General features: G+C 71.2%; 24 protein-coding genes. 11 read left to right on the top strand and 13 right to left on the bottom strand.

Annotation, left to right across the window (positions count from 1 at the left end):
- Positions 1–21: 21 nt before the first annotated feature.
- The 5 genes from EDD40_RS24030 to EDD40_RS24015 all read right to left on the bottom strand — a co-directional run bounded on the left by EDD40_RS24030 (position 22) and on the right by EDD40_RS24015 (position 4,658).
- Complete coding sequence (locus tag EDD40_RS24030) at positions 22–315, bottom strand: GroES family chaperonin (RefSeq protein ID WP_053714672.1); 294 nt, start codon at positions 313–315, stop codon at positions 22–24.
- Between the two features lie 36 nt (positions 316–351).
- Positions 352–2,235 carry an NHL domain-containing thioredoxin family protein gene (locus tag EDD40_RS24025; protein WP_123744937.1) on the bottom strand — a complete coding sequence of 628 codons (1,884 nt, stop codon included), beginning with the start codon at positions 2,233–2,235 and terminating at the stop codon, positions 352–354.
- 23 nt (positions 2,236–2,258) lie between these two features.
- Positions 2,259–2,639, bottom strand: coding sequence for a PIN domain-containing protein (locus EDD40_RS24020; RefSeq protein WP_123744936.1), 381 nt, complete (start codon positions 2,637–2,639; stop codon positions 2,259–2,261).
- A 425-nt stretch (positions 2,640–3,064) separates the two neighbouring features.
- Complete coding sequence (locus EDD40_RS41880) at positions 3,065–3,211, bottom strand: hypothetical protein (RefSeq protein ID WP_170185182.1); 147 nt, start codon at positions 3,209–3,211, stop codon at positions 3,065–3,067.
- A 253-nt stretch (positions 3,212–3,464) separates the two neighbouring features.
- Positions 3,465–4,658 carry an ATP-binding protein gene (locus EDD40_RS24015; RefSeq protein ID WP_123744935.1) on the bottom strand — a complete coding sequence of 398 codons (1,194 nt, stop codon included), beginning with the start codon at positions 4,656–4,658 and terminating at the stop codon, positions 3,465–3,467.
- Positions 4,659–4,780: 122 nt separating this feature from the next.
- Between EDD40_RS24015 and EDD40_RS24010 the strand changes: the two genes are divergently transcribed.
- A complete protein-coding gene (locus EDD40_RS24010) occupies positions 4,781–5,404 on the top strand; it encodes an SIMPL domain-containing protein (protein ID WP_123744934.1) in 624 nt (207 codons plus the stop codon).
- An 88-nt stretch (positions 5,405–5,492) separates the two neighbouring features.
- On the opposite strand, the gene EDD40_RS24005 is transcribed toward EDD40_RS24010, so the two are convergent.
- Both EDD40_RS24005 and EDD40_RS24000 read right to left on the bottom strand, forming a co-directional pair.
- Positions 5,493–6,623, bottom strand: coding sequence for an OmpA family protein (locus tag EDD40_RS24005; RefSeq protein ID WP_148088900.1), 1,131 nt, complete (start codon positions 6,621–6,623; stop codon positions 5,493–5,495).
- 64 nt (positions 6,624–6,687) lie between these two features.
- Positions 6,688–7,956, bottom strand: a complete 1,269-nt coding sequence (locus EDD40_RS24000) for an acetyl-CoA C-acetyltransferase (RefSeq protein WP_123748243.1) — start codon at positions 7,954–7,956, stop codon at positions 6,688–6,690.
- A gap of 94 nt (positions 7,957–8,050) precedes the next feature.
- Here EDD40_RS24000 and EDD40_RS23995 point away from each other — a divergent pair, with 94 nt between their 5' ends.
- Both EDD40_RS23995 and EDD40_RS23990 read left to right on the top strand, forming a co-directional pair.
- On the top strand, positions 8,051–9,388 hold the full coding sequence (locus EDD40_RS23995) for a 3-oxoacyl-ACP reductase (RefSeq protein WP_123744932.1): 1,338 nt from the start codon (positions 8,051–8,053) through the stop codon (positions 9,386–9,388).
- Complete coding sequence (locus EDD40_RS23990; RefSeq protein WP_123744931.1) at positions 9,388–10,188, top strand: MaoC family dehydratase; 801 nt, start codon at positions 9,388–9,390, stop codon at positions 10,186–10,188. Before EDD40_RS23995 ends, EDD40_RS23990 begins: the two co-directional genes overlap by 1 nt.
- Here EDD40_RS23990 and EDD40_RS23985 read toward each other — a convergent pair.
- Complete coding sequence (locus tag EDD40_RS23985) at positions 10,178–10,609, bottom strand: MarR family winged helix-turn-helix transcriptional regulator (RefSeq protein ID WP_170185181.1); 432 nt, start codon at positions 10,607–10,609, stop codon at positions 10,178–10,180. The two genes, EDD40_RS23990 and EDD40_RS23985, sit on opposite strands and share 11 nt — an antisense overlap.
- A gap of 123 nt (positions 10,610–10,732) precedes the next feature.
- Between EDD40_RS23985 and EDD40_RS23980 the strand changes: the two genes are divergently transcribed.
- Complete coding sequence (locus EDD40_RS23980) at positions 10,733–11,659, top strand: alpha/beta hydrolase (protein ID WP_123744930.1); 927 nt, start codon at positions 10,733–10,735, stop codon at positions 11,657–11,659.
- Here EDD40_RS23980 and EDD40_RS23975 read toward each other — a convergent pair.
- Positions 11,656–12,339, bottom strand: a complete 684-nt coding sequence (locus tag EDD40_RS23975; RefSeq protein WP_123744929.1) for a TetR/AcrR family transcriptional regulator — start codon at positions 12,337–12,339, stop codon at positions 11,656–11,658. The two genes, EDD40_RS23980 and EDD40_RS23975, sit on opposite strands and share 4 nt — an antisense overlap.
- 99 nt (positions 12,340–12,438) lie before the next feature.
- Between EDD40_RS23975 and EDD40_RS23970 the strand changes: the two genes are divergently transcribed.
- From EDD40_RS23970 to EDD40_RS23950, 5 genes are all read left to right on the top strand, one after another.
- Positions 12,439–13,083 carry an SCP2 sterol-binding domain-containing protein gene (locus EDD40_RS23970; RefSeq protein ID WP_123744928.1) on the top strand — a complete coding sequence of 215 codons (645 nt, stop codon included), beginning with the start codon at positions 12,439–12,441 and terminating at the stop codon, positions 13,081–13,083.
- 7 nt (positions 13,084–13,090) lie between these two features.
- Positions 13,091–14,305 carry an acyl-CoA dehydrogenase family protein gene (locus tag EDD40_RS23965; RefSeq protein ID WP_123744927.1) on the top strand — a complete coding sequence of 405 codons (1,215 nt, stop codon included), beginning with the start codon at positions 13,091–13,093 and terminating at the stop codon, positions 14,303–14,305.
- Positions 14,306–14,656: 351 nt separating this feature from the next.
- Entirely contained in the window at positions 14,657–15,535 is an 879-nt protein-coding gene (locus EDD40_RS41120; RefSeq protein WP_148088899.1) for a hypothetical protein, read from the top strand.
- A complete protein-coding gene (locus EDD40_RS23955; RefSeq protein WP_123744925.1) occupies positions 15,532–15,948 on the top strand; it encodes a PIN domain-containing protein in 417 nt (138 codons plus the stop codon). The genes EDD40_RS41120 and EDD40_RS23955 overlap by 4 nt, the downstream gene beginning before the upstream one ends.
- A gap of 76 nt (positions 15,949–16,024) precedes the next feature.
- Complete coding sequence (locus tag EDD40_RS23950; protein ID WP_123744924.1) at positions 16,025–16,393, top strand: VOC family protein; 369 nt, start codon at positions 16,025–16,027, stop codon at positions 16,391–16,393.
- A gap of 3 nt (positions 16,394–16,396) precedes the next feature.
- On the opposite strand, the gene EDD40_RS23945 is transcribed toward EDD40_RS23950, so the two are convergent.
- Positions 16,397–17,302, bottom strand: coding sequence for a helix-turn-helix domain-containing protein (locus EDD40_RS23945; RefSeq protein ID WP_123744923.1), 906 nt, complete (start codon positions 17,300–17,302; stop codon positions 16,397–16,399).
- Positions 17,303–17,629: 327 nt separating this feature from the next.
- On the opposite strand from EDD40_RS23945, the gene EDD40_RS23940 reads away from it, so the two are divergent.
- Positions 17,630–18,202: a hypothetical protein gene (locus tag EDD40_RS23940; RefSeq protein WP_123744922.1), complete on the top strand. Its 573-nt coding sequence runs from the start codon at positions 17,630–17,632 to the stop codon at positions 18,200–18,202.
- A gap of 60 nt (positions 18,203–18,262) precedes the next feature.
- On the opposite strand, the gene EDD40_RS23935 is transcribed toward EDD40_RS23940, so the two are convergent.
- The 3 genes from EDD40_RS23935 to pdhA are packed head-to-tail and all read right to left on the bottom strand — an operon-like array spanning position 18,263 to position 21,853.
- Positions 18,263–19,621, bottom strand: a complete 1,359-nt coding sequence (locus EDD40_RS23935; protein WP_123744921.1) for a dihydrolipoamide acetyltransferase family protein — start codon at positions 19,619–19,621, stop codon at positions 18,263–18,265.
- A gap of 10 nt (positions 19,622–19,631) precedes the next feature.
- Complete coding sequence (locus tag EDD40_RS23930; protein ID WP_123744920.1) at positions 19,632–20,660, bottom strand: alpha-ketoacid dehydrogenase subunit beta; 1,029 nt, start codon at positions 20,658–20,660, stop codon at positions 19,632–19,634.
- Positions 20,660–21,853, bottom strand: a complete 1,194-nt coding sequence (gene pdhA / locus EDD40_RS23925) for a pyruvate dehydrogenase (acetyl-transferring) E1 component subunit alpha (protein ID WP_123744919.1) — start codon at positions 21,851–21,853, stop codon at positions 20,660–20,662. The genes EDD40_RS23930 and pdhA overlap by 1 nt, the downstream gene beginning before the upstream one ends.
- A 474-nt stretch (positions 21,854–22,327) precedes the next feature.
- Between pdhA and EDD40_RS23920 the strand changes: the two genes are divergently transcribed.
- A complete protein-coding gene (locus tag EDD40_RS23920) occupies positions 22,328–23,740 on the top strand; it encodes a M20/M25/M40 family metallo-hydrolase (protein ID WP_123744918.1) in 1,413 nt (470 codons plus the stop codon).
- The last annotated feature ends 39 nt before the right edge of the window (positions 23,741–23,779 follow it).

Genomic DNA, 23,779 nt, shown 5'->3' with positions numbered 1-23,779 from the left:
TCACAGGTCTCACCGCACTGGTCACAGGTAAAGCCCGGTCCCGTGGTCCGTCCGCTCGGTCGCGGTCGCGTGCACGTCCCGTTCCCGCATGACGAGGTAGGTGCCGCCCTGCACCTCGACCTCGAACTGGTCCTCCGGGTTGAACAGCACCCGGTCGCCGACCTTGACGTGCCGCACGTTCGTGCCGACCCCGAGCACGTCTCCCCAGGCCAGGCGCTTCGCCATCTGGGCGGTCGCCGGGATCACGATGCCGCCGCTGCTGCGGCGTTCGCCGTCCTCCGGCGAGATCCGCACCATCACGCGGTCGTGCAGCATCTGGATCTCGAGCTTGACATCGGGCACCAGCAGAGTCTAGATGCCCTCGTCGAGGCCACCCATCATCAGGGGTAGCCGCCGGGGCCCGTCCTTTACCACGCGGATCGGGACGCCCCAGTCCTGGCGGGCCAGTGTGCACGCGGGGTGCTCGACGGCCGGGTCGTCCGTGCAGCTCGCGGCCTGCGCGACGACGTGCAGGACGCCTTCGGCGAACCCTTCCGCGACGCGCAGCACGCGGACCAGGTCCGTGCCGACGCCCGCGCCTTCGACCAGCAGCCCGGGGGGCGAGCTGGTGATCTCCAGGCGGGTGGACGGGCCGAACCGGTCGTCCAGCTTCTGGCCGGTCGGCGGGGTGAACACGACCACGACCTCGACCTCGCCGGACGCGATCACCGACGGCGGCCGGCGCACCTGGTGCGCTTCCCCGCTGACCAGCTTCGCGCCGGGCGCGACCGGGCGTTCCAGTCGGTGCGCGGCGGAGGCGACGACGACCAGCTCGCCGTCGACCAGGACCGCGTCGGACGGCTCGGCGACGTCCGTGGCCAGGGTGGAGACCTCGCCGGTCGACGGGTCGTAGCGGCGGATGGCGCCGTTGTAGGTGTCGGCGATCGCGACCTGGCCGCCGGGCAGGGCGGTGACGCCGAGCGGGTGCTGCAACAGCGCCTGGTCGGCCGGCCCGTCGCGGTGGCCGAAGTCGAACAGGCCCTTGCCGATGGCGGTGTGCACGGTGCGGTCGGCGTCGAGCCAGCGCAGCGCGGAGGTCTCCGAGTCGACCAGCCAGAGCCGGTCGCCGTCGGCGGCCAGGCCCGAGGTCTGGGCGAAGAACGCCTCCTCCGCCGGCCCGTCGTGCAGCCCTTCGACGGTGGTGCCGGCGAGGCGCTCGACGCGGCGCTCGCGCGGCTTGAACAGGCCGAGCGTGTGGTTGCCGGCCATGGCGACGACCACCCCGCCCGCGGGCTCCCACCAGGCGACGTCCCACGGGCTGGTGAGGTCGATCGCGTCGGCCGGGCCGTCGGTGTCGCCGTCGCGCCACTGCTCGCCGGTGCCCGCGACCGTGGTGACCTCGCCGGTCACGAGGTCGAGGCCGCGCAGCAGGTGGTTGACCGTGTCGGCGACGACCGCGTGGTAGCCGACCTCGGCGGCGACGTCGGCGGGCAGGAGCGCGATGCCCGCCGGTTCGGAGAAGGTGGGTTCGAGGCCGTCGCGGCGTCCGCGCTCACCGGTGCCGATGCGGCGGACCACGGTCTCGCCGTCGGTTTCCAGCTCGACCAGGCCGTGGTGCGCCGAGTCGCTGACCAGCAGGGTGTTGTGACCGGTCAGGACCGCTTTCGCGGGGAAGCGGAGCTCGGTCTCGCGGGGCGGCGGGGCGACGTAGGGGCCGTCGCCCCGGTGCAGGGTGCCCTTGGCGTCGTGCTCGGCGACGACCTCGGACACGATCTGGCGCAGCGCGTCCAGGTGGCCCTCGCCGGAGGCGACGTGCACGACGTACCCCTCGGGGTCCACCAGCACCAGCGTGGGCCACGCCTTCACCGCGTAGTTCTGCCACGTCGTCAGCTCGGGGTCGTCCAGCACGGGGTGCTCCACCTCGTACCGCTCGACCGCCGCCTCCAGCGCCGCGGGCTCCGCCTCGTGGACGAACTTGGGCGAGTGCACGCCGACGGTGACCAGGACGTCGGCGAACTCGGCTTCGAGCGGGCGCAGCTCGTCGAGCACGTGCAGGCAGTTGATGCAGCAGAACGACCAGAAGTCGAGCAGCACCACCTTGCCGCGCAGGTCGGCCAGCCGGATGTCCCGCCCACCCGTGTTGAGCCAACCGCGGCCCACCAGTTCGGGGGCGCGGACACGGGCACGGCGTCGTTGTGCGGTCGTCACGTCCCGATCCAACACGACTCGGACACCGACCCTTTTCGGTGTCCACATCGTGGACGATCAGGGCGGGATCGCTAGCCGGGGCGGCGGACCGCGCGGGGGCCGAGCACGGCGGCGCCCAGGTCCGCGACGCGGTGGCGCAGGGCGCGGTCGGCGGTGACCACCGTGCACGGGCGCTGCGGCGGGTTGTCGCGGACCACGTCCACGATCGCGTCGTCACCCGAACCGGTGGCGGAGACGACGCGGACACCGGGCACGGACCCGACGTGCCGCGCCCTGCCCTCGACCACGAGGACCACGTCCAGCGGGCCGGGCAGGTCCGGCAGGCCGTGCTCGGCCACGGCGACGAGGTCGTCGCGCAGGCGGGCGGCGGCGCCGGCGCGGTCACGCCACCAGCCGTCCGGGACGGAGCCGACGACGTTGGCCGCGTCCACGACCAGGAGCGGGTGCGTCATCGACCCATGCTCTCAGCAAACCCTCATGACACTGTCGTACCCCGATGGCACCATGGAGTGGTCCATTGGGGGACAGACATGAGCACGCAGGGGGACATAGTGATGATCAGGCGCGCCCGCAGGACGCCGGACGACACCTGGAACGGCTCGGCCACGACCAAGTAGCCGGACATGGGAAACCCCGCGGTGCTGCCAGGTCGGGGGTCCGACAGCATCGCGGGGTCACCTGGAACATCGATACACGATCGTGGTCCGTTACATCCCCTATAGGGTGTGACAGAGGTCACATTGTGACGTGACGAAGCCCTGCCGCGCGGGAGGTGCGGCAGGGCTTCGCCGTTCTCCTTCGCCGGTGCGCGGACGACGGGGCGGCGCACCCGGTGTCGATCGGGTGGTCGTCACGCGCGCCGGAGGAAGGTCCCCCCTCAGCGGAGGGTCGTCCCCTGAGCCTGGGCGATCGCCATCAGCTCGTGGCGCATGGCGGGGGTGGGCGCCATGTCGATCGCACGGGCGACAGCCTTGCGGTTGCGAGCCTCGACACGACGAGCGCGGAGCTTCGCAGTGAAGTTCATCGGGGGTTCATCCCTCTCAAAGGTTCTCTTCGGTGTGTGCCTCAAGTATGCACCCTCGCACGGGCAGATGCACCCGATTATCCGGTGAGGTGCCGCACATACCGGCGAATCATCGGCAGCTACTGCATAGCTCCCGACGATTCGCCTGCCGTACACCTGCGGGACCGGATACGTGCCGACCAACTCTCTAGCGTGCGCGCTAGATCACCCAATGCAACCGCAGAGAACACTCGACCGCAGGTCAGCGCGCTCGTCAGTCCTCGCGGCCGAGCAGGAACCGGCCGAAGTGGGGCACGGTGAACGCGATCTGCCCGCGCTCGGCCGAGTACACGAGACCCTTCTTGATCAGGCTGTCCCGGGCGGGCGACAACGACGACGGCTTGCGCCCCAGGTGGTCGGCCACCTGCGCGGTGTTCACGCCCGCGTCCTTGCCGTCGGTCAGCTCCGCCATCGCCCGCAGGTACTCCCGCTCCGCCGGCGTCGCCCGCTCGTAGCGCGACCCGAAGAACCCGACCGCCAGCTCGGCGTCCGCCTCCGGCGCGGCCACCGCCACGTCCACCGCGGTGATCGGGTCGGCCGGCGCCGCGTCCCACGCCGCCTTGCCGTAGGCCTGGATGAAGTACGGGTAACCGCCGGAGGCGTCGAACAGCGCGGCCAACGCCTCGGGCTCGATGCCCGCACCCTCGCGGTCCACCGGCGCGAGCACGGCGCGGTCGGCGTCCTCCCGGCTCAACCGGTCGATCCGCACGTACCGGAACAACCGCTCCGAGTACGACTTCGACGCCGACAGCACGGCGGGCAGGTGCGGCAGCCCGGCGCCGACCACGACCAGCGGCGCGCCCGACTGCGACAGCTCGTGGCACGCCGCGCACAGCGCCGAGACGTCGTCCGCCGGCACGTCCTGCATCTCGTCGATCAGCAGCGCGACACCCGTGCCGACGTCCTGCGCCAGCTCCGCGACCTCGGTGAACAGCTCCACCAGGTCGATCTCGATGTCGCCGGAGTCCGCCCGGCCCACCGCCGCGGGCACGTCGATGCCCGGCTGCCACCGGTCGCGCAGCTTCGCGTCCTCGGGGTTGGACCGCAGCGCGAACGCCTTCAGCACGCCGAGCACGGACTCCACCCGGTCCGGCGCGCGGTGCCGCACGGCCAGGTCGCGGATCGCCCGGTGCAACGCGGCCGACAGGGGGCGGCGCAACCCGGCCTCGGGCCGCGCCTCGACCTTCCCCGCGCCCCAGCCGCGCTTGAGCGCCATCGACCGCAGCTCGCCCAGCAGCACGGTCTTGCCCACGCCGCGCAGGCCGGTGAGCACGAGGCTGCGTTCCGGCCGGCCGCGCGCGACCCGTTCCAGCACGACCTCGAACGCGCCCAGCTCCTTGTCGCGCCCCGCCAGCTCGGGCGGCCGCTGGCCCGCTCCGGGGGCGAACGGGTTGCGCACCGGGTCCATCCTCGGACGGTATCGAGGTGTCTAGAGCCGATCCAATACTGAAGCCGTGTCGTCCGGTATCCGTAAATCTAGTGTCGAAGCTATATAGCGCTATCGAGTGACATCGCCGGTAGCGTCGTGCCATGGCTGAGGTGGTGACGAAGGGCGTCGGCAAGGTCGAGCGGACCGCCGACCGCGCCGAGGTGCAGGTGAGCTTCGAGACGCTGGGTTCGACGCGCGACGAGGCGGTGCGGCTGCTGACCGCGCGGATCGCCGAGGTGGAGCCGGCGCTCGGCCGGCCGGGCGTCGAGGTGCGGTCGCGGCAGCTCACCGTGCACGACAACTGGGACGGCAGGCGTCGCTCGGGCAGCCGCGCCATGCAGAACTACGTGGTGCGGGTCGACGACGTCACCGGGCTCGACGGGCTGCTGGGCGCGCTCGTGACCGCCGAGCCGACGTGGCTGAACGGGCCAACGTGGCAGCTCAAGGACGACGTGGAGGCCGTCCGCGAGGCGCAGGGCGAGGCCGTGCGCGACGCGCGGCGGCGGGCCGAGGGCTATGCCGAGGCCCTCGGCGCGCGGCTGGGTCCGCTGCACCGGCTGACCGACGGCGACGCCGAGGCGTGGGCCGCCGAGTCGAACCGGATGATGGCGGCCGGGTTCGGCGGCGCGCCGGGCGTGCCGCCGCAGATGGACCAGCTCAACCTGGAGGCGCAGCGGATCGTGGTCACGGTCCGCTGCACGGCCGCGTGGACCCTCCTCGACTGACGCCCCGCGGTGTGCTGAGCGTTCAACTCGGGTGTTCCGAACGTAGGACACGCGTGTCCTGAACGCAGGACACGCGCGGTCTGGAGGGTCAGCTGCTCGACTTGGGGTCGGCCAGCTCGACCACGACGGAGCGGTTGCGGGCGGCGGCGTCGGGGATCAGGTCGCCCGCGTCGTCGAGGTCGACGGCCAGCGGCGAGGTGAAGCCCGCACCGAACACCTCGGTGAACGCCGCCCGGCTCACGCCGAGCTCCACCAGCGTCGACACCACCCGCTGGCCGCGCCGCCGGGTCAGGTCGGCCGCCGCCTCGGCGGACACCGTGCTGGCCGTGCGGGCGATGACCCGCGCGGTGGTGCGGCCGTCGAACTTCTTCGCCACCTCGGCCAGCACCTCCCGCGCGCCCGGCGCGAGCTCGTCGCTCCAGGCCTTGAACAGCACGGCGCTCGGCAGGTGCACCAGCCCGTCCTGGTGCACGACCTGGCCCACGTCCACGACCGGCACGTCGGCCCGGCCGATCGACGCGCCGCCGGGCACCGGCTCGGTGTCGTGCGTGCAGCTCTTCGCGCCGAACTTCGCGCAGATCCCGAGCCACACCCCGACCAGCGACTCCCGCGCGGCGGGCGGCAGCTGCGGCTGGTCGCCGGCCACCTGGCCGAGCCCGGAGAAGATCACGTCCTTGCCGGTCAGCTCGGGCAGGGTGTCGTCCGGCACCGACGCCACCACGGCGGCCACGTCGAAGTCCAGCCCGAGCCGGGTCAGGTCGAGCGGCTCGGTGGTCTGCAACCCGCTGCTCTGCAGCACGAGCACCGCCGGCCCCGCCGTCGAGGCCATGTCCGCCAGCACCGACAGCGGGTCGAGGTCGCCGCTGCTGCCGCCGAGCCCGCTGAGCTGACCGGTGAGCCGGGCCAGGTTCTGCTCGAAGCCGAGCTCGCGCAGCGCCGAGTCGCTCTCGACGTCGTTGCCGTCCCGGACGGTGAAGTCCTCGTCCGAGTAGGCGCTGCCCGAGTCCTCGCCCTGCCGGTACACGACGACCCTGGTCGCGCCCTGGTCGACGGCCTCCGACAGCCGCTCGACGACGGTCCTGGTGAGTTCGACCCGGGGCTCGTTGGCCGACGCGGTCACCCCGATGCGCACGGTGGTGGCTTCGCGGGGAGCCTCCCCGCAGGCAGCACAAGCCGCCGCCACCAGCACGACTGCGGCGAAGAGCCGTGAGTGGTTCATGCATTGGAAACGGAATGAGAACGCGTTGTGTTACCAATAACACCCGTTCGGCCCAACAGGGGCGTCAACGCTCCACGATCGCCGTAACGCCCTGACCACCCGCCGCACAGATCGAGATCAGTCCGCGACCCGAGCCGCGCTCGGCCAGGAGCTTCGCCAGCGTGGCCACGATCCGCGCGCCGGTCGCGGCGAACGGGTGCCCGGCGGCCAGCGACGAGCCGTTGACGTTGAGCTTCGCCCGGTCGATCGGGCCGAGTGGCGCGTCCAGCCCGAGCCTGCCCTTCGCGAAGTCCGCGTCCTCCCACGCCTTCAACGTCGCCAGCACCTGGGACGCGAACGCCTCGTGGATCTCGTAGAAGTCGAAGTCCGCCAGCGTCAGCCCGGCCCGGGCCAGCATCCGCGGCACCGCGTAGGCGGGCGCCATCAGCAGTCCCTCGCCGCCGTGCACGTAGTCGACCGCCGCCGTCTCGGTGAACGTCAGGTAGGCCAGCACCGGCAGGTTCCGCGCCGCCGCCCACTGTTCCGACGCCAGCAGCACGGTCGACGCGCCGTCGCTGAGCGGCGTGGAGTTGCCCGCCGTCATGGTCGCGCCGTCGCCGCGGCCGAACACCGGCTCGAGCTTCGCCAGCTTCTCCACCGACGAGTCCGGCCGCAGGTTCTGGTCCCTGGTCAGCCCGAGGTGCGGCGTGACCAGGTCGTCGAAGAACCCCCGGTCGTACGCGGCGGCGAGGTTGCGGTGGCTGGCGGCGGCCAGCTCGTCCTGGTCCTCGCGCGTGATGCCCCACTCGCGGGCGGTGATCGCCGCGTGCTCGCCCATGGACAGCCCGGTGCGCGGCTCGCCGTTGCGCGGCACGTCCGGCACGACGTGCCGGGGCCGCAGCTTCAGCGCCGCCCTGAGCTTCGCGCCCGCGCCGCGCGCCCGGTTGAACTCCAGCAGCACGCCGCGCAGGTCCTCGTTCACGCCGATCGGCGCGTCGCTGGTGGTGTCCACGCCGCCGGCCACGCCGACCTCGATCTGCCCGAGCGCGATCTTGTTCGCCACCGCGATCACGGCCTGCAAGCCGGTGCCGCACGCCTGCTGGAGGTCGTAGGCGGGCGTCTCCGGGGACAGCCTGCTGCCCAGCACGGCCTCGCGGACCAGGTTGAAGTCCCGGCTGTGCTTGAGCACCGCGCCCGCGACGACCTCGCCGAGCCGTTCGCCCCGCAGGCCGAACCGGCTGACCAGGCCGTCCAGGGTCGCGGTGAACATGTCCTGGTTCGACGCCGCGGCGTAGGGGCCGTTCGAGCGGGCGAACGGGATGCGGTTGCCGCCGAGGATGGCTACTCGGGCCATGTCGTCCTCCAGGGTGTGGCCGATGGGTGCTTTCCAGGTCAATGTTACCTACTCATCAGTAGACTTACTAGCGAGTAGGGAGTGTGATGTGCGCATGGATCGTTACCAGTCGTTCGCCAGGTCCGGCCTCGGGCGGTTCGTCGTGGGCAAGCTCGGTCTGCCCGACCCTCACCCGTTGCGCCGCCACTCGCCCGGCAAGCCCCCGTTGGACGGACCCGTCCTGGTCGGCGGCGGCGGCCGGCTCGCCGACGCCGTCCGCGCGGCGGTGAAGTCCGCGGGCCTCGACCTGGCGCCCGAACCCGGCGGCACGGGCCGCGGCGCGGCGGACGGCGAGCGGTACGGCGCGCTGGTGTTCGACGCGTCCGGCATCGACTCGGTCGAGCGGCTGCGCGAGCTGTACGAGTTCTTCCAGCCGGTGATCCGCTCCCTCGGGCCGTGCGGCCGGGTCGTCGTCTTCGGCACGCCGCCCGAGCAGGCCGGGTCGCAGATCGCGCAGCGCGCGCTGGAGGGCTTCACGCGCAGCGTCGGCAAGGAGCTCAAGCGCGGCGGCACGGCCCAGTTGGTGCAGGTCGCACCCGGCGCCGAGGCCGCGATCGAGTCCACCGTGCGCTTCCTGCTGTCGGGCCGCTCGGCGTACGTGTCCGGCCAGGTGGTGCGGATCGGACCGGCCGACGTCGAGCCGCCCGCGGACTGGGACCGGCCGCTGGCCGGGAAGGTCGCGCTGGTCACGGGCGCGTCCCGCGGGATCGGCGCGGCGATCGCCGAGGTGCTGGGACGCGACGGCGCCGCGGTGGTGTGCCTGGACGTGCCCGCCCAGGGCGACGAGCTGTCCGCGGTGGCCAACCGGGTCGGCGGCACCGCGCTCCAGCTCGACATCACCGCGCCGGACGCGCCCGCGCGGATCGTCGAGCACCTCGTGCGGCGGCACGGCGGCGTGGACGTGGTCGTGCACAACGCGGGCATCACGCGCGACCGCACCCTCGGGCGGATGGACGCCGACCGGTGGGACGCCGTGGTCGCGGTGAACCTGGCATCGCCGGAACGGGTCAACGAGGCCCTGCTCGCCGCCGACGCGGTGCGGCCCAACGGGCGGATCGTCGGCGTGTCGTCCATCGCGGGCGTCGCGGGCAACGTCGGCCAGACCAACTACGCCACCACCAAGGCGGGGGTGATCGGCATGGTCGACTCGCTGTCGCGGCGGGTCGAGGGCCGGGCCACCGTGAACGCGGTCGCGCCCGGCTTCATCGAGACCAGGATGACCGCCGCGGTGCCGCTGGTCATCCGGGAGGCCGGGCGGCGGATGAACAGCCTGTCGCAGGGCGGCCTGCCGGTGGACGTCGCCGAGGCGATCGCCTGGTTCGCGCACCCCGCGTCGGCCGGGGTGACCGGCAACGTCGTGCGGGTGTGCGGGCAGAGCCTGCTGGGGGCGTGATGGCGAAGCTGACCCTGCTCTACGCCAAGGCCGCGCTCACCGGGTTCACCCGGCGCGGCGACGCGCTGCCGCCGTCCTCTTCGGACGTCGAGGTGACCGTCGACCCCGGGCGCCTGTCCCGGTACAACCGGGTCTGCGGCTTCGGCGCGCGCGACGAGCTGCCGATCACCTACCCGCACGTGCTGGGGTTCGAGTCGCAGCTCAGGCTGATGACGGGCCCCGGCTTCCCGTTCCCGCTGCCCGGCCTCGTGCACGTGGCCAACCGGATCAGGCGGCGCCGGCCGCTGCGGGCGTCCGAGCCGCTGTCGCTGCACGTGGCGTTGGCCGACCTGCGGCCCCACGAGCGCGGACGCCAGTTCGACGTGGTGACCACCGCGTCGGTGGACGGCGAAGAGGTGTGGGTCGATGTGTCGACTTATCTCCGAAGGGAGGGCGGGACGGCGAAGGAGCCGGCACCCGGGGCTGAAGCGCCCGCGCCGACGGCCCGGTGGCGGCTGCCGGCCGACCTCGGGCGGCGGTACGCGGACGCGTCCGGCGACCGCAACCCCATCCACCTGCACCCGTTGACCGCCAAGGCGTTCGGCTTCCCCCGGGCCATCGCCCACGGGATGTGGTCGAAGGCGCGGTGCGTGGCCGCGTTCGAAGGACGGCTGCCCGACGCCTACGAGGTCGACGTGCGGTTCAAGGCGCCGATCCCGCTGCCGGGCGAGGTCGACTTCTCCGCCGCGCCCGCGGACGGCGGTTGGCGGTTCGCGCTGTGGTCGGACCGACCGCACCTGGAAGGCGTGATCAGCGGCTGACGTTGTCGGCCAGCGTGCGCAGGAGGACGCGCAGCCGGGCGGTGTCCTCCTCGCCCAGGTCCATCGCCTCGCCCATCGCGGGCGGCACGTCCTTGGCGCGCTCCCGCAGCCGGTCGCCCTCGTCGGTGAGCACCAGCCGCACCGAGCGCTCGTCGTCGGGGCGGCGCTCGCGGCGGATCAGCCCCGCCGCCTCCAGCCGCTTGAGCAGCGGGGACAGGGTGCCGTAGTCGAGCTGGAGCGCGGCCGCGACGTCCTTGACCGGCACCGGGCCGCGTTCCCACAGCACCAGCAGCACCAGGTACTGCGGGTAGGTCAGGCCGAGGTCGTCCAGCAGCGGCCGGTACCGCGCGGTGACCGCCCGCGAGGCCGCGTAGAGCGCGAAGCAGAGCTGGTCGTCCAGGTCCAGGCTGAAGTCCCGCATGTGCGTCCCTCCCCTTGTGAGCGAGACCACGATACACCTGCACCCATTTAGATTGTGCACGATCTAATCGGGAGCTATGTTTTTGGTAGTCCGGTTCGACCGCACGACACCGAGGAGCCCGAGATGACCGTCCTGGAACCGGCCGCCGCCGAGTTCGCCGCCGCGACCGCCAACCCGCCGTACCTGTTCGACCTCGGCCCGGTCGAGGGCAGGCAGGCCGTGGACGGCGTGCAGGCCGGCGAGGTCTTCAAGCCCGAGGTCGACGAGGAGTGGGTGAGCGTCGGCGAGGTGCCCGTCCGGATCGTCCGACCGGCCGGCGCGACCGGCGCGCTGCCCGTCGTCCTCTACGTCCACGGCGCCGGCTGGGTGTTCGGCAACGCCAAGACGCACGACCGGCTGGTGCGCGAACTGGCCGTCGGCACGGGCGCGGCCGTGGTGTTCCCCGACTACAGCCTCTCACCCGAGGCGCACTACCCCGTCGCGCTGGAGGAGAGCTACGCCGTCGCCCGGTGGATCGTCGCCGAGGGCGCCGCGCGCGGGCTCGACGCGTCGCGCCTGGCCGTGGCGGGCGACTCGGTCGGCGGCAACATGGCGGCGGCGCTGACCCTGCTGGCCAAGGAGCGCGGTGACGTGGCGTTCAAGCAGCAGGTGCTGTTCTACCCGGTGACCGACGCGTCGTTCGACACGCCGTCGTACCGCGAGTTCGCCGAGGGCTACTTCCTGCGCCGGGACGCGATGCAGTGGTTCTGGGACCAGTACACGACGTCCGAGGCGCAGCGCGCGGAGATCACCGCGTCACCGCTGCGGGCCACCGCGGAGCAGCTCACCGGCCTGCCGCCGGCGTTGGTGATCACCGCCGAGGCCGACGTGCTGCGCGACGAGGGCGAGGCGTACGCGAACAAGCTGCGCGAGGCCGGCGTGCCGGTGACCGCGGTGCGCTACCAGGGCGTGATCCACGACTTCGTGATGCTGAACGCGCTGCGCGAGACCCACGCCGCCGAGGCCGCCATCGCCCAGGCCGTGGCCGTGCTCAAGAGCGCGTTGGCCTAGGCGTCCCCCTCCGGGTCGGAGCGCCGCGACGGCGGGTGCCACACGTCGCCCGCCACCAGGTCCCCGAAACCCATCCACACCAGGTTCATGAGCCGGGCGGCGACGACGCCGGCCGGCTCCTGGGGGTTGTCGAGCCACCAGTCGGCCAGCGACTCGCCCGCCCCGACCAGTGCCGCGGCCAGCGACTCGGCCTCCTTGTCGCCCGCCCGCGGCACGGTGGCGAAGTCCGACGAGTGCACCAGCAGCGCCGCCACCAGGCCGATCGCCCGGCCGCGCATGTCGGCCAGCTCCTCGGCGAACGGACCGCCCTGCGAGGACGCCTGCCGGTGCAGGACCTGCCAGCTCGCGCGGTTCTCGCCGACGAACCCGAAGAACGCCCGCAACCCGCTCCACAGCTGGACGTCCGGCGGCTCCTCGGCCTCGACGCCGGTCGCGATCGCCTCCATCATCCGGGTCGCCTCACGGCGGATGCAGGTGGCGAACAGCTCCTCCTTGGAGCCCAGGTAGGCGTACAGCATCGGTTTGGAGATGCCCGCGACCTCGGAGATCTCGTCCATGGACGCGGCGTGGAAACCCAACCGCGAGAAGACGTCCACCGCGGCGTCCATGATCTGCCGCTCGCGCACCGCGCGTGGCAGTCTCTTGGCCCGACCCGAGCGAACCGGTTGCTCTGCGTGCATCGCACCCCCTGGATGGCTGGGACAAGATTACTCTGAGCCCCTTGCCGCCTTACCTACTGGCCAGTAGGCTTACCTGCCAGTAGGTAGCGGAGGTGCCACATGACCATCGACCTCACCACCGAGGCGATCGCGAAGCTCGACCCGCAGGAGCTGATCTCGACGCTGCGGCAGGTCGATCCGGGCGACCCGGCGCTCAAGGACGTCGACATCGACGTCATCGCGCGCGGCATCGACCCGAAGAAGCTCGGCCGGGACGAGTTCGCCGACCTGCTCGACGCGCTGGGCGCGCTGGCCGACGGCGGGGCCGACCTCGACCTGGCCGAGATGGACCCGCAGAACTTCGCGCGGATCATCTCGCGCGCGTCCAAGGACCAGGTCGAAGCCGTGACGTCGCGGCCCGGCCTGCGCGAACGCGTGCTGGACGAGGTGTTCCGCCGCATGGAGGCGCACTTCCGCAGCGAACGCGCGGGCGCCACGCGCGCCGTCGTGCACTTCCGGCTGACCGGCGGGTTCGACGGCGACGACGTGTACGAGGCGATCATCGAGGACGCCGCGTGCACGATCAACAAGGAAGAGACCCGTGACCCCAGGGCCGTTGTCACGTTGGGACCGGTGGAGTTCCTGAAGCTCGCGACCGGCAACGCGTCGGCGCCGGTGCTGTTCATGACCGGCAAGCTGAAGGTCAAGGGCGACCTGGGCTTCGCGGCCGGGTTCATGAGCCTGTTCAACATTCCGAAGGCGTGAGGGGACCATGGGCGGTTTTTCGCTGGAGCTCAACGAGGACCAGGTCGACCTGCGCGAATGGGTGCACGGCTTCGCGAAGGACGTGATCCGGCCCGCGGCGGCGGAGTGGGACGAGCGCGAGGAGACGCCGTGGCCGGTGATCCAGGAGGCGGCGAAGATCGGCCTGTACGGGTTCGAGTCGCTGGCCACCTGGTTCGCCGACCCCATCGGCCTGTCGCTGCCGATCGCCACCGAGGAGCTGTTCTGGGGTGACGCCGGCATCGCGCTGGCGTTGATGGGCACCGGGTTGGCGGCGGCGGGGATCTTCGCGTCCGGCGCGCCCGAGCAGCTCGCCGAGTGGGTGCCCGAGTGCTTCGGCACGGAGGACGACCCCAAGCTGGCGGCGTTCTGCGCGTCCGAGCCGCAGGCGGGCTCCGACGTGGCGGGCTACCGGACGCGGGCGGTCTACGACGAGGCCACCGACGAGTGGGTGCTCAACGGGCAGAAGGCGTGGGCCACCAACGGCGGCATCGCCAACGTGCACGTGGTGACGGCGGTCGTCGACCCGGCGCTGGGCGCGCGCGGCCAGGCCGGCTTCGTCGTGCCGCCGGGCACGCGCGGGCTGTCGTCACCGGGGAAGATCAAGAAGCACGGGATGCGGGCGTCGCACACGGCGGACGTGTTCCTGGACGACGTGCGCGTGCCCGGCCGGTGCCTGCTGGGCGGCAAGGAGAAGCTGGACGCCCGGCTGGCCCGTGCCCGCGAGGGGCAGAAGGCCGGCGGGCAGGCGGCGATGGCGACGTTCGAGACGACCCGCCCGACCGTCGGCGCGATGGCGGTGGGCGTCGCGCGCGCGGCGTACGAGTACTCGCTGGAGTACGCGAAGGACCGCTCGGCGTTCGGCCGCAAGATCATCGAGAACCAGTCCATCGCGTTCGACCTGGCGAACATGAAGATGGAAATCGACGCCGCCCGCCTGCTGGTCTGGCGGGCGGCCTGGATGGGCCGCAACAACGTCCCGTTCACCGCGGGCGAGGGCTCGATGTCGAAGCTCAAGGCGGGCGAGGTCTCCGTGTGGGCGACGGAACGCGCGATCCACATCCTGGGCGGGGCCGGGTACACGCGCGAGCACCCGGTGGAGCGCATGCACCGCGACGCGAAGATCTTCACCATCTTCGAGGGGACGTCCGAGATCCAGCGGTTGGTGGTGGCACGGGCCATTTCCGGGATGTACATCAAGTGAGTTGATCTTCCCAGGCCGTCGTCAGGCCGTCTGGGAGGTGGACGGGGTCTTCGGGACGCGGAAGACCCCGTCCACTGCTTTCGAGTCGTACCGGTGGGGCGTCGACTTGACGCGCGCCCACCGAACGTCGATACCCTGCGCGAGACCTGGATCATACGCCTTTCGAATCCGCCACCCTCGGCGAGCGGGCAACGGATTACACGGACCGATCGCGATGCCTGGACCGTCCGGGTGACACCCGGTGTGTGTGCCTGCAATGGCACTTAATCGACCGCCCACCACCAGGCGGTCACGGTCTACAGTGGATGTGCACATCCCAAGTGCTCGACGTGACCGATGGGAGGTGATGGCATGACCGAACCGGAACTGGTGATTCGGGTGGCCGGACCCGCAGCCGAGGAAGGCCGACTCCCACTGGCCGAAGTCGCACGGGTAGCGGGCGAACTGCAGGCAACGCTTGAGCGTATCGCCATGGCCCTTCGCGGCAGTGAGAACGTTCCCGGTCGCCGACCACAGGACATCGTCAACGCAGTTCGACTGGAATTGACCGGATTTTCTCAAGGATCCGCGATCCTGGAGGTCTCACCTCCGGCGGGCGCCATGATCCCGCACGATCTCCTGGATCAGTCAGTCGACCTCCTCATGACGGGCATCGAATCCATCCACAGCGCCCAACGATCACATCCCGAAGTATTCGGAAAGCAAGTACTGGACGGCTTCGTCCGGCTGTCCGGAGGGATATCTCCTCGCAGTGTTCGCACGATCGAGATCACTCGCCGCGACGGTCGGACAGTTACCATTGACGACGAGTTCCGACGCGCCGCTCGATCAGCCAGGAACGCAGGCGACCGAAGCGAAGTCACCATAGTCGGCCGGCTTCACATGGGCGATTTCGCACCGGCGGCGTTGAGGTGTCGAGTCGATACGCTGTCGAATTCCGTGCCCTGCACGTTTGACGAGTCACTGACCGACGACGTACTCAACGCCATGGGCGCGATGGTCGTCGCCACCGGGATAGCAGAACTCCTACCAGACGGACGAGTGAGGTCCCTGGACCTTTTGGGATTGACCCAGGTGAATGAAGCCAAACGTGCGAGCATCGACAAGCTGACGCAACAACAGGGCATCACCCCTCTACGCAGCGTCACCGACTTCGCAACTGTTCAGGACGTGTCCGACGAAGAATTTGAGCAGTTCATCCGTGACGCGCTATCGGCGAGGCGAGAGTGACTCAGCACATCATTCTCGATACCGACACTTTCTCGAATCTTGCTATGCAACGACCTCAAGCCGAGTCTTACGCCTCGTTCCTCGTGGGAAAGGTGCCGGCACTGACCTTCACCAGCGTGGGTGAAGTCTACTTCGGAGCATACAAGGCGAACTGGGGAACCTCCCGAATTTCGAAGATCGAAGCAGCGATGCACATGTGCGTGATCCTGCCGTTCGACGAAAACCTGCCGAAGATCTGGGCCGAGCTGAAGAAGACCGCCCACACAGGCGGCCATCCCCTTGCGCAGTCGGCCCACTCCAACGACTTGTGGATTGCCGCGTGCGCCGTCTATTACGACGCACCGCTCTTGACAGCAAATGTTCGGCACTTCCGTGGTCTTGCGCCGAGCCTCCACCTGATCGACGGCTCCTGACCGCTGGAGCGCACGAGGTCGGCACGCCGCAACGTGAACGCATCCGTAGTCCACCCGGTCGGATTAGGCTCGGGGGATGGTCGGGGTGTTGCAGTGCGTCGTGCTCGATTGTCCTGAGCCCAGGGTGCTGGCCGCGTTCTACCAGTCGGTCCTCGGCGGTGAGGTGGATCGGCCCGACCGGCGGTGGGGGTTGGATGACGAGTGGTCGACGTTGCACACCGACTCGATCGTGCTGGGGTTCCAGCGGGTCGCCGAGTACGTGGCGCCCCAGTGGCCCGACCCGCGCCGGCCGCAGCAGTTCCACCTGGACGTCGGGGTGGAGGACCTCGGCGTGGCCAAGACCGAGGTCCTCCGGTCGGGTGCGACGTTGCTGGACGACTCGCACGAGGTGTGGTGGGTGTTCGCCGATCCCGCCGGCCACCCGTTCTGCCTCGTGCGGGAATGAGCCTCAGCGACCGGCTTCGGCGAGCCACGCCCGTTCGGCCGTGGTGTCGGGGATCGGCGTCTCCCAGCCGTTGATCGTGGCGATCAGCTGCCAGTAGCGCTCGGCCCTCGGGTCGCCGAACTCCTCCAGGCGCCGGGACAGTTCCGGGCCGACCGGGAGGTCCAGGGCGGACGCCCACACGTCGTTGATCCGGGCGACGATCTCCGCCGCCTCCGGCGAGCGCGGGTCGACGCCGGCGTCCACCGCTTCACGCGCCCGCGTGAACGCGTGCTGGAACGCCTCCATCTGCGCCTGCGAGTAGGGCGCCAGGTCGACGCCTTCCGCCCGCATCTCCTGGTGCCGCTCCGACATCCGCCGGATCGACGCCCGGAAGTCCGGGTCGCGCACCAGGTTGACCAGCTCGATCCACGCCTCCAACTGCTCCGGCGTCGGGTCGTCCGGCAGGTCGACCCGGACCGACCTCATGCGCTCCAGGAACGCCTGGTCCATGTCGAACCCGCCGAACACCTCGTCGAAGAAGTCCTCCAGGATCGCCTGCCGCTCTTCCGCCGACAGCCGCGCGAACTCGTGCACCATCTCCACCTCCCCGTTCCGGGCCACGACCCGCAGCACGGCCCGGCGCAACCGGAGCGTGCGCATCTGCGCGTCGATGGCCTCCGCGTGCGTCCGGGCCACCTCGGCCACGGACACCTCCCGTGCCAGGACCCGTTGCGCGGTGGGCAGGTCGACGCCCAGTTCACGCAGGGTCCGCACGAGCTTCAGCCGCGCCAGCCCGTCGACGTCGTAGGTGCGGAACCCGCCCGTCGTGCGCCCCGCCACGGGGATCACGCCGGAGTCGGAGTAGAACCGGATCGTCCGCGTGGACAGCCCGGTCAACCGCGCCAGTTCGCCGATCGAGTAGTGCGTCACGGGGACCACCTTGAACTTTCCAGTCACTGGAACTTCAACCTGTTTTACCGGTGGACACCGCGTCCCGCCGGCGCGACACCTCGACCCGGCCCGGCGGATCACCCGCCGCGGCAATTCCAGGCATCATTTCCGGGCGATTTGTGAAGGCCGTTCCGGGATGCCGGCAAAACCTTGACAGTCGCGTGACCGCGCTGGTTAACCTGGTCCCCGTTGACGCTGTATCCGCAGCTCAGCGGCTGTTCCCGACAATCCTGAACGAGGGGTGCATTCGTCTTGCGCGCTGTCATGCGTTTATTCATCGCTTCGCTGGTGGTGGTCGGGCTTTCCGTGCCCTTGACCACCGCGACCGCGAGCGCCGGTTCCCCGGATTCCGCGCCGCCCCCGGTCACCGCGGTGAGCGAGCCGGACGGGGTCCACACCTGGACCACCACGGCGCCGCGGGCCGACCTGTCCGCCGCGGCCGGGCCGTACACCTGCTTCGCGGGCCACTCGCAGGACATCGGCTGGCCCGCCCAGTACAAGTGCAGCTACGACGGCACGTGGGCGCAGGCCGGTGTCATCGGTCAGCACAAACAGTTGGAGGCGGTCCAGCTCTACTCGGGCAGCACGGGCGGTCAGACGTGCGGCCAGGCGCACCTGCGCGACATCGGCTGGGTGCCGGCCAACGGCTACCTCTGCGTCAGCGACGGCGCGGTCGCCGGCTTCGGCACCGTCGGTGAGAACAGGCCGATCGAGGCGTTCCGGTTCTTCCACCGGACCAGGCAGACCTGCTCCCAGGCGCACCTGCTGGTCTACGGGCCCGTCGACGACTACGTCTGCCCCCACGCGAACACGGTGATCACGGTCGGCACGGTCGGCGAGGCCAAGGCATTGGAGGCCCTCACCGGCACGATCCTCTGACCCGCCGTCGAACGGGAACGGGCCGGCGTCCGAGTGGACGCCGGCCCGCCGTTCGACCGTTCAGTACGTCATCGCCACGCCGGGGTCGGCGAGCAGCGCGCCCACGTCGGCCAGGAACTGGGAGCCCTGCTGGCCGTCGACCACGCGGTGGTCGAAGCTGAGCGCCAGCTGGCACACCTTGCGCGGCACGACCTGGCCGTCCACCACCCACGGCATGTCCCGGATCGCGCCGAAGGCCAGGATCGCCGACTCGCCCGGGTTGATGATGGGGGTGCCCGTGTCGACGCCGAAGACGCCGACGTTGGTGATGGTGATCGTGCCGCCCATCATGTCCGCGGGCGTCGTCCGGCCCTCGCGGGCGGTCGTGGCCAGGGCGTCCAGGGCCACGGCCAGCTCGCGCAGCGACATGCGGTCGGCGTCGCGGACCTTCGGCACCACGAGACCGCGGGGCGTCGCGGCGGCGATGCCCAGGTGCACGTAGTCCTTGTAGACGATCTCCTGCGCCGCCTCGTCCCACGTCGCGTTGACGTCGGGCGTGCGGCGGGCGGCCAGCACGACCGCCTTGGCCGCGAACGCGAGCGGCGTGAGCTTGACGTCGCGGAACTGCGGCGCGTTCTTCAGCCGGGCCCGCAGCTCCATCATCGGGGTCACGTCGACGGTCAGGAACTCCGTGACGTGCGGCGCGGTGAACGCGCTGTCCACCATCGCCTGCGCGGTCGCCTTGCGGACGCCCTTGATCGGCACGCGCCGCTCCCGCGACCCGGGGTCGGCGACCGCCGGGGCGGGGGTCGGGGACGCCACGGCCTGCTCGACGTCCTCCCGCGTGATCACGCCACCCGGGCCGGAGCCGGACAGGGCGTGCAGGTCGACGCCCAGGTCCTTGGCCAGCTTGCGCACCGGCGGCTTGGCCAGCGGCACGTAGCCGCCCGGCGTGGCCACCGGCTCCGCGACCACCGCGGCGGCGACGGGAGCGGGAGCCGGCGCGGCGACCGGTGCGGGAGCGGCGGCGACGGGAGCCGGCGCGTCCTTGCGCGCGCGGCGCTTCGCCGCACCGGCCCGCGGGCCGTAGCCGACCAGCGTGGCGATCCGGCCGCCCGGCATCTCCTCGCCGATCTTGCCGTTCGACGTCGACGCGGGCGCGGCCGCGGGTGTCGGCGCGGGCGCCGAGCCGGTCGGGTCCACGTCGATCGTGATGATCGGGACGCCGACCTCGACCGTCTGGCCGACTTCGGCCAGCAGCTCGGTCACCACCCCGTCCCACGGGCACGGCAGCTCGACGGCCGCCTTGGCGGTCTCGATCTCCAGGATGATCTGGTTGACCTTCACCGCGTCACCCGGCTTCACGTGCCAGGTGAGGATCTCGGCCTCGGTCAGCCCCTCCGCCGTGTCGGGCAGGGGGAACTGCTTGAACTGCGGCACAGCTATCCCCTTACCAGGCCAGCGAGCGGTCGACGGCGTGCAGCACCCGGTCGAGGTCGGGGAGGAACTCCTCCTCCAACTTCGACGGCGGGTACGGGGTGTCGAACCCGGTGACCCGCAGCACGGGGGCCTGCAGGGAGTAGAAGCACTCCTGCTGCACCTTCGCCGCGATCTCGCTGGAGATGGAGGACTCGCTGGGCGCCTCGGTCACCACGACCAGCCGGCCGGTGCGCCGCACCGACTCGTACACGGGCGCGAGGTCCAGCGGCGACAACGAGCGCAGGTCGACGACCTCCAGCGAACGCCCCTCCTCCTCGGCCGCCGCCGCGGCTTCCAACGACGTGCGCACCATCGGCCCGTACGTCACCAGGGTGACGTCCGAGCCGGTGCGCAGCGTGCGCGAGGCGAACAGCGGTCCGGGCGCGGCGGTCGTGTCGACCTCGCCCTTCTCGTAGTAGCGGCGCTTGGGCTCGAAGAACAGCACCGGGTCGTCGCAGTCGATCGCCTGCTGGATCATCCAGTAGGCGTCGGCCGGGTTCGAGCACGAGACGACCTTGAGGCCGGCGGTGTGCGCGAAGTACGACTCGGGCGACTCGGAGTGGTGCTCGACCGCGCCGATGCCGCCGCCGAACGGCACCCGGATCACCATGGGCACCTTGATCCGGCCCTGGGTGCGGAAGTGCAGCTTGGCGACCTGCGACACGATCTGGTCGAAGCCGGGGAAGATGAAGCCGTCGAACTGGATCTCGCACACCGGCCGGTAGCCGCGGATCGCGAGGCCGACGGCGGTGCCGATGATGCCGGACTCGGCCAGCGGCGTGTCCAGCACGCGCTGCTCGCCGAAGTCCTTCTGCAGGCCGTCGGTGATCCGGAAGACGCCGCCGAGCTTGCCGACGTCCTCACCCATCACGATGACCTTGGGGTTGGCCTCCATCGACGCGCGCAGGCCGTTGTTCAGCGCCTTCGCGATGGTCAGCGTCTGCACCGCGGGCACGCCCGTGGCGTCGGCGGCGGGTCGGTCCATGGTCGGAGCGGCCATCAGTGCTCACCTCCCGCGAACCCGGCGTGGTAGGCCAGGAACTCGTCGCGTTGCGCCTCCAGGACGTGGTTGCCCTCGGCGTAGACCTCGCTGAAGATCCGCCCGGCGGGCGGGTCGGGCAGGGTGACGCAGTAGTCGCGCAGCTCGACCGCGATCCGCTCGGCCTCGGCCTCGATGGACTCGAAGAACGCGTGGTCGGCCCACTGCTGCTTGACCAGGTGCACCTTGACCCGCTCGATCGGGTCCTTGAGCTTCCACAGCTCCAGCTCGTCGGACAGCCGGTAGCGCGACGGGTCGTCGGAGGTGGTGTGCGCGTCCATCCGGTAGGTGAACGCCTCGATCAGGATCGGGCCGTTGCCCTGGCGGCACTCCTCCAGCGCCCAGCGGGTGACCGCGAGGGTGGCCAGCACGTCGTTGCCGTCGACCCGGATGCCGGGGAAGCCGTAGCCGCGCGCCCGCTGGTAGAGCGGGAGGCGGGACTGGCGCTCGGTCGGCTCGGAGATGGCCCACTGGTTGTTCTGGCAGAAGAACACCAGCGGCGCGTCGTAGACGGCGGCCCACACGAAGCCCTCGTGCACGTCGCCCTGGCTGGTCGCGCCGTCGCCGAAGAAGCAGATGGTGGCTTCGCCGTCGGCGTCGCCCACCTTGCCGTCGAACTTCTGGCCCATGGCGTAGCCGGTGGCGTTGAGCACCTGGTTGCCGATGACGATCGTGTACGGGTGGAACCGGGTCTCGACCGGGTCCCACGTGCCGTTGTCGGTGCCCCGGAAGATGCCGAGCAGGTCGGTCGGCTTGACGCCCCGCGTCCACGCGATGCCGTGCTCGCGGTAGCTGGGGAACGCCATGTCCTCCGGGCGCATGGCCCGGCCCGCGCCGATCTGCGCGGCCTCCTGGCCGAGCAGCGGCACCCAGATGCCGAGCTCGCCCTTGCGCTGCAGCGCGTTGGCCTCGCGGTCGACCCGGCGGACCAGGACCATGTCGCGGTACAGCCCGCGCAGCTCCTCGGCCGTGATGTCGATGTCGAAATCCGGGTGCTGGACGCGCTCGCCCTCGGGGGTGAGCAGCTGCACCAGGTCGGCGCCGCCCTCGTCTGTCGCTCGCAAGCCTGCGATCACCTGTTCCGCTGTCGGTTTGGCAGCAGTGGCCGGCGCGGCATCCGGCCCTGGGTGCGTCCATTTCTCAGGGGACGACATGCGCCTTGTCTCCTCGTCTACGAGGCCGCCCGGTCGCTTGTGGCGATCCTGCGCGGCTGCACCGCCAGTCGCCGTCGTCCCCGGGGTGTGGGGGTCGGGCAACCGTCGGCGCTGACGGTGTTCTCATCCACATCCTGACATGGTGTCACCCGACATGGTGAGCCCCGTCCCAGTTCGTGACCTCTCGTGCAACGTTCTGACGTGCGGTAACGGTTGGACGGCCAATCTTCGGCAGTCCGAGTAGAGCGTCCGCCTGCCGAACGGCCGCGTCCCGGTTACCGATCGTTAACCACCATCCGTAGGGTTTCGGACACGCCGGGTCGACCGGAACGGCCCACGTCGGCACGGTCGCGTTGGATGGACTACCGACCATCGGCCGGACAGACCATTTCCACCACGCGAAACCCGCGCGGGGCGCCTTCCCCGTGGGTTTCCCGGAGTCCCCGGCCGGTGGAGTCGTGACAGGATCGCGGCGTGGACCGTTCAGCGCTGACCCGTACCGTTCGCGGGCTCTGGGACGACGACATCCTCCCGAGCCTGTCCGCCTTGGTCGCGGTGCCCGCGATCTCCCCCGCCTTCGACCCCGCGTGGGCCTCGCACGGCCACTTGGCCGCCGCGGTGGAGCACGTGCGCGCCTGGCTCGCCGACCGCGACCTGCCCGGCGCGACCGTCGAGGTCGTCCAGCTTCCCGACCGCACGCCCGTGCTGCTGGTCGACGTGCCCGGCACCGCGCCGACGTCCGACACGGTGCTGCTCTACGGCCACCTGGACAAGCAGCCGCCGGTCGGCGGCTGGGGCGAGGGGCTCGGGCCGTGGACGCCGGTCGTGCGCGACGGGCGGCTCTACGGTCGCGGCGCGGCGGACGACGGCTACTCGGGTTACGCGGCGATCGCCGCGATCGAGGGCGTGCGGCGGTCCGGCGGCACGCACTCGCGGTGCGTGGTGCTGCTGGAGACCGGCGAGGAGTCCGGCAGCCCGGACCTGCCCGCCTACCTGGAGCACCTCAAGCCGCGGCTCGGCGACGTGTCGCTGGTGGTGTGCCTGGACTCGGGCGGCAACGACTACGACCGGATGTGGCTGACCACGTCGTTGCGCGGGTTGGCGCAGGTCACGCTGACCGTGCGGGTGCTGGAGAGCGGGCTGCACTCGGGCATGGCGAGCGGGATCGTGCCGTCGTCGTTCCGCATCGCCCGGCAGCTGGTCGACCGGTTGGAGGACTCCGCGACCGGCGAGGTGCTGGTGCGCGAGATGCACGTCGACATCCCGCCCGACCGGGTGGCCGAGGTGCGGGACGCGGTGGCGAGCGTGCCCGGCGTGCTCGTCGGCAGCGTGCCGTGGGCGGCGGGGACCCAGCCCATGGGCTCCGACGAGGTCGAGCTGGCGCTCAACTCCGGCTGGCGGCCCACGCTGTCGGTCACCGGCGCGTCCGGGCTGCCCGAGCCGGACGACGCGGGCAACGTGCTGCGGCCGTTCACCACCCTGGTGCTGAGCTTCCGGCTGCCGCCGACGGCCGACTCCCGGACGTCGATCGAGGCGGTGCGACGGGCGTTGACGACCGACGTGCCGTACGGGGCCGTGGTGGAGCTGTCGCGGATGGAGCACGCGGACGGGTGGAACGCGCCGGAGCTCGCGCCGTGGCTGCGCGAGACGTTGGACCGGGTCGGCGAAGAGGTGTTCGACGCGCCCTGGCGGACGGTGGCGCTCGGCGGCTCGATCCCGTTCATGGGGCTGCTGCACGAGGCGTACCCGCGGGCGCAGTTCCTGGTCACGGGCGCGGTCGGGCCGGACTCCAACTGCCACGTGCCCGACGAGTGGCTGCACCTGGCGCAGGCGGCCCGGATCACCGAGGCCGTGGCCGTGGTGCTGGACGCGCACGCCCGGCGTTGACGGGGCAGCCGGCAGGCGGAGCCGGTCGCCGACCCGCCT

It is taken from the genome of Saccharothrix texasensis, from assembly GCF_003752005.1.
In the GTDB taxonomy this organism is placed as follows: Bacteria; Actinomycetota; Actinomycetes; order Mycobacteriales; family Pseudonocardiaceae; genus Actinosynnema; species Actinosynnema texasense.
The sequence above is the reverse complement of the archived record's forward strand: the minus strand, read 5'-3'. Positions and strand labels throughout refer to the sequence as shown.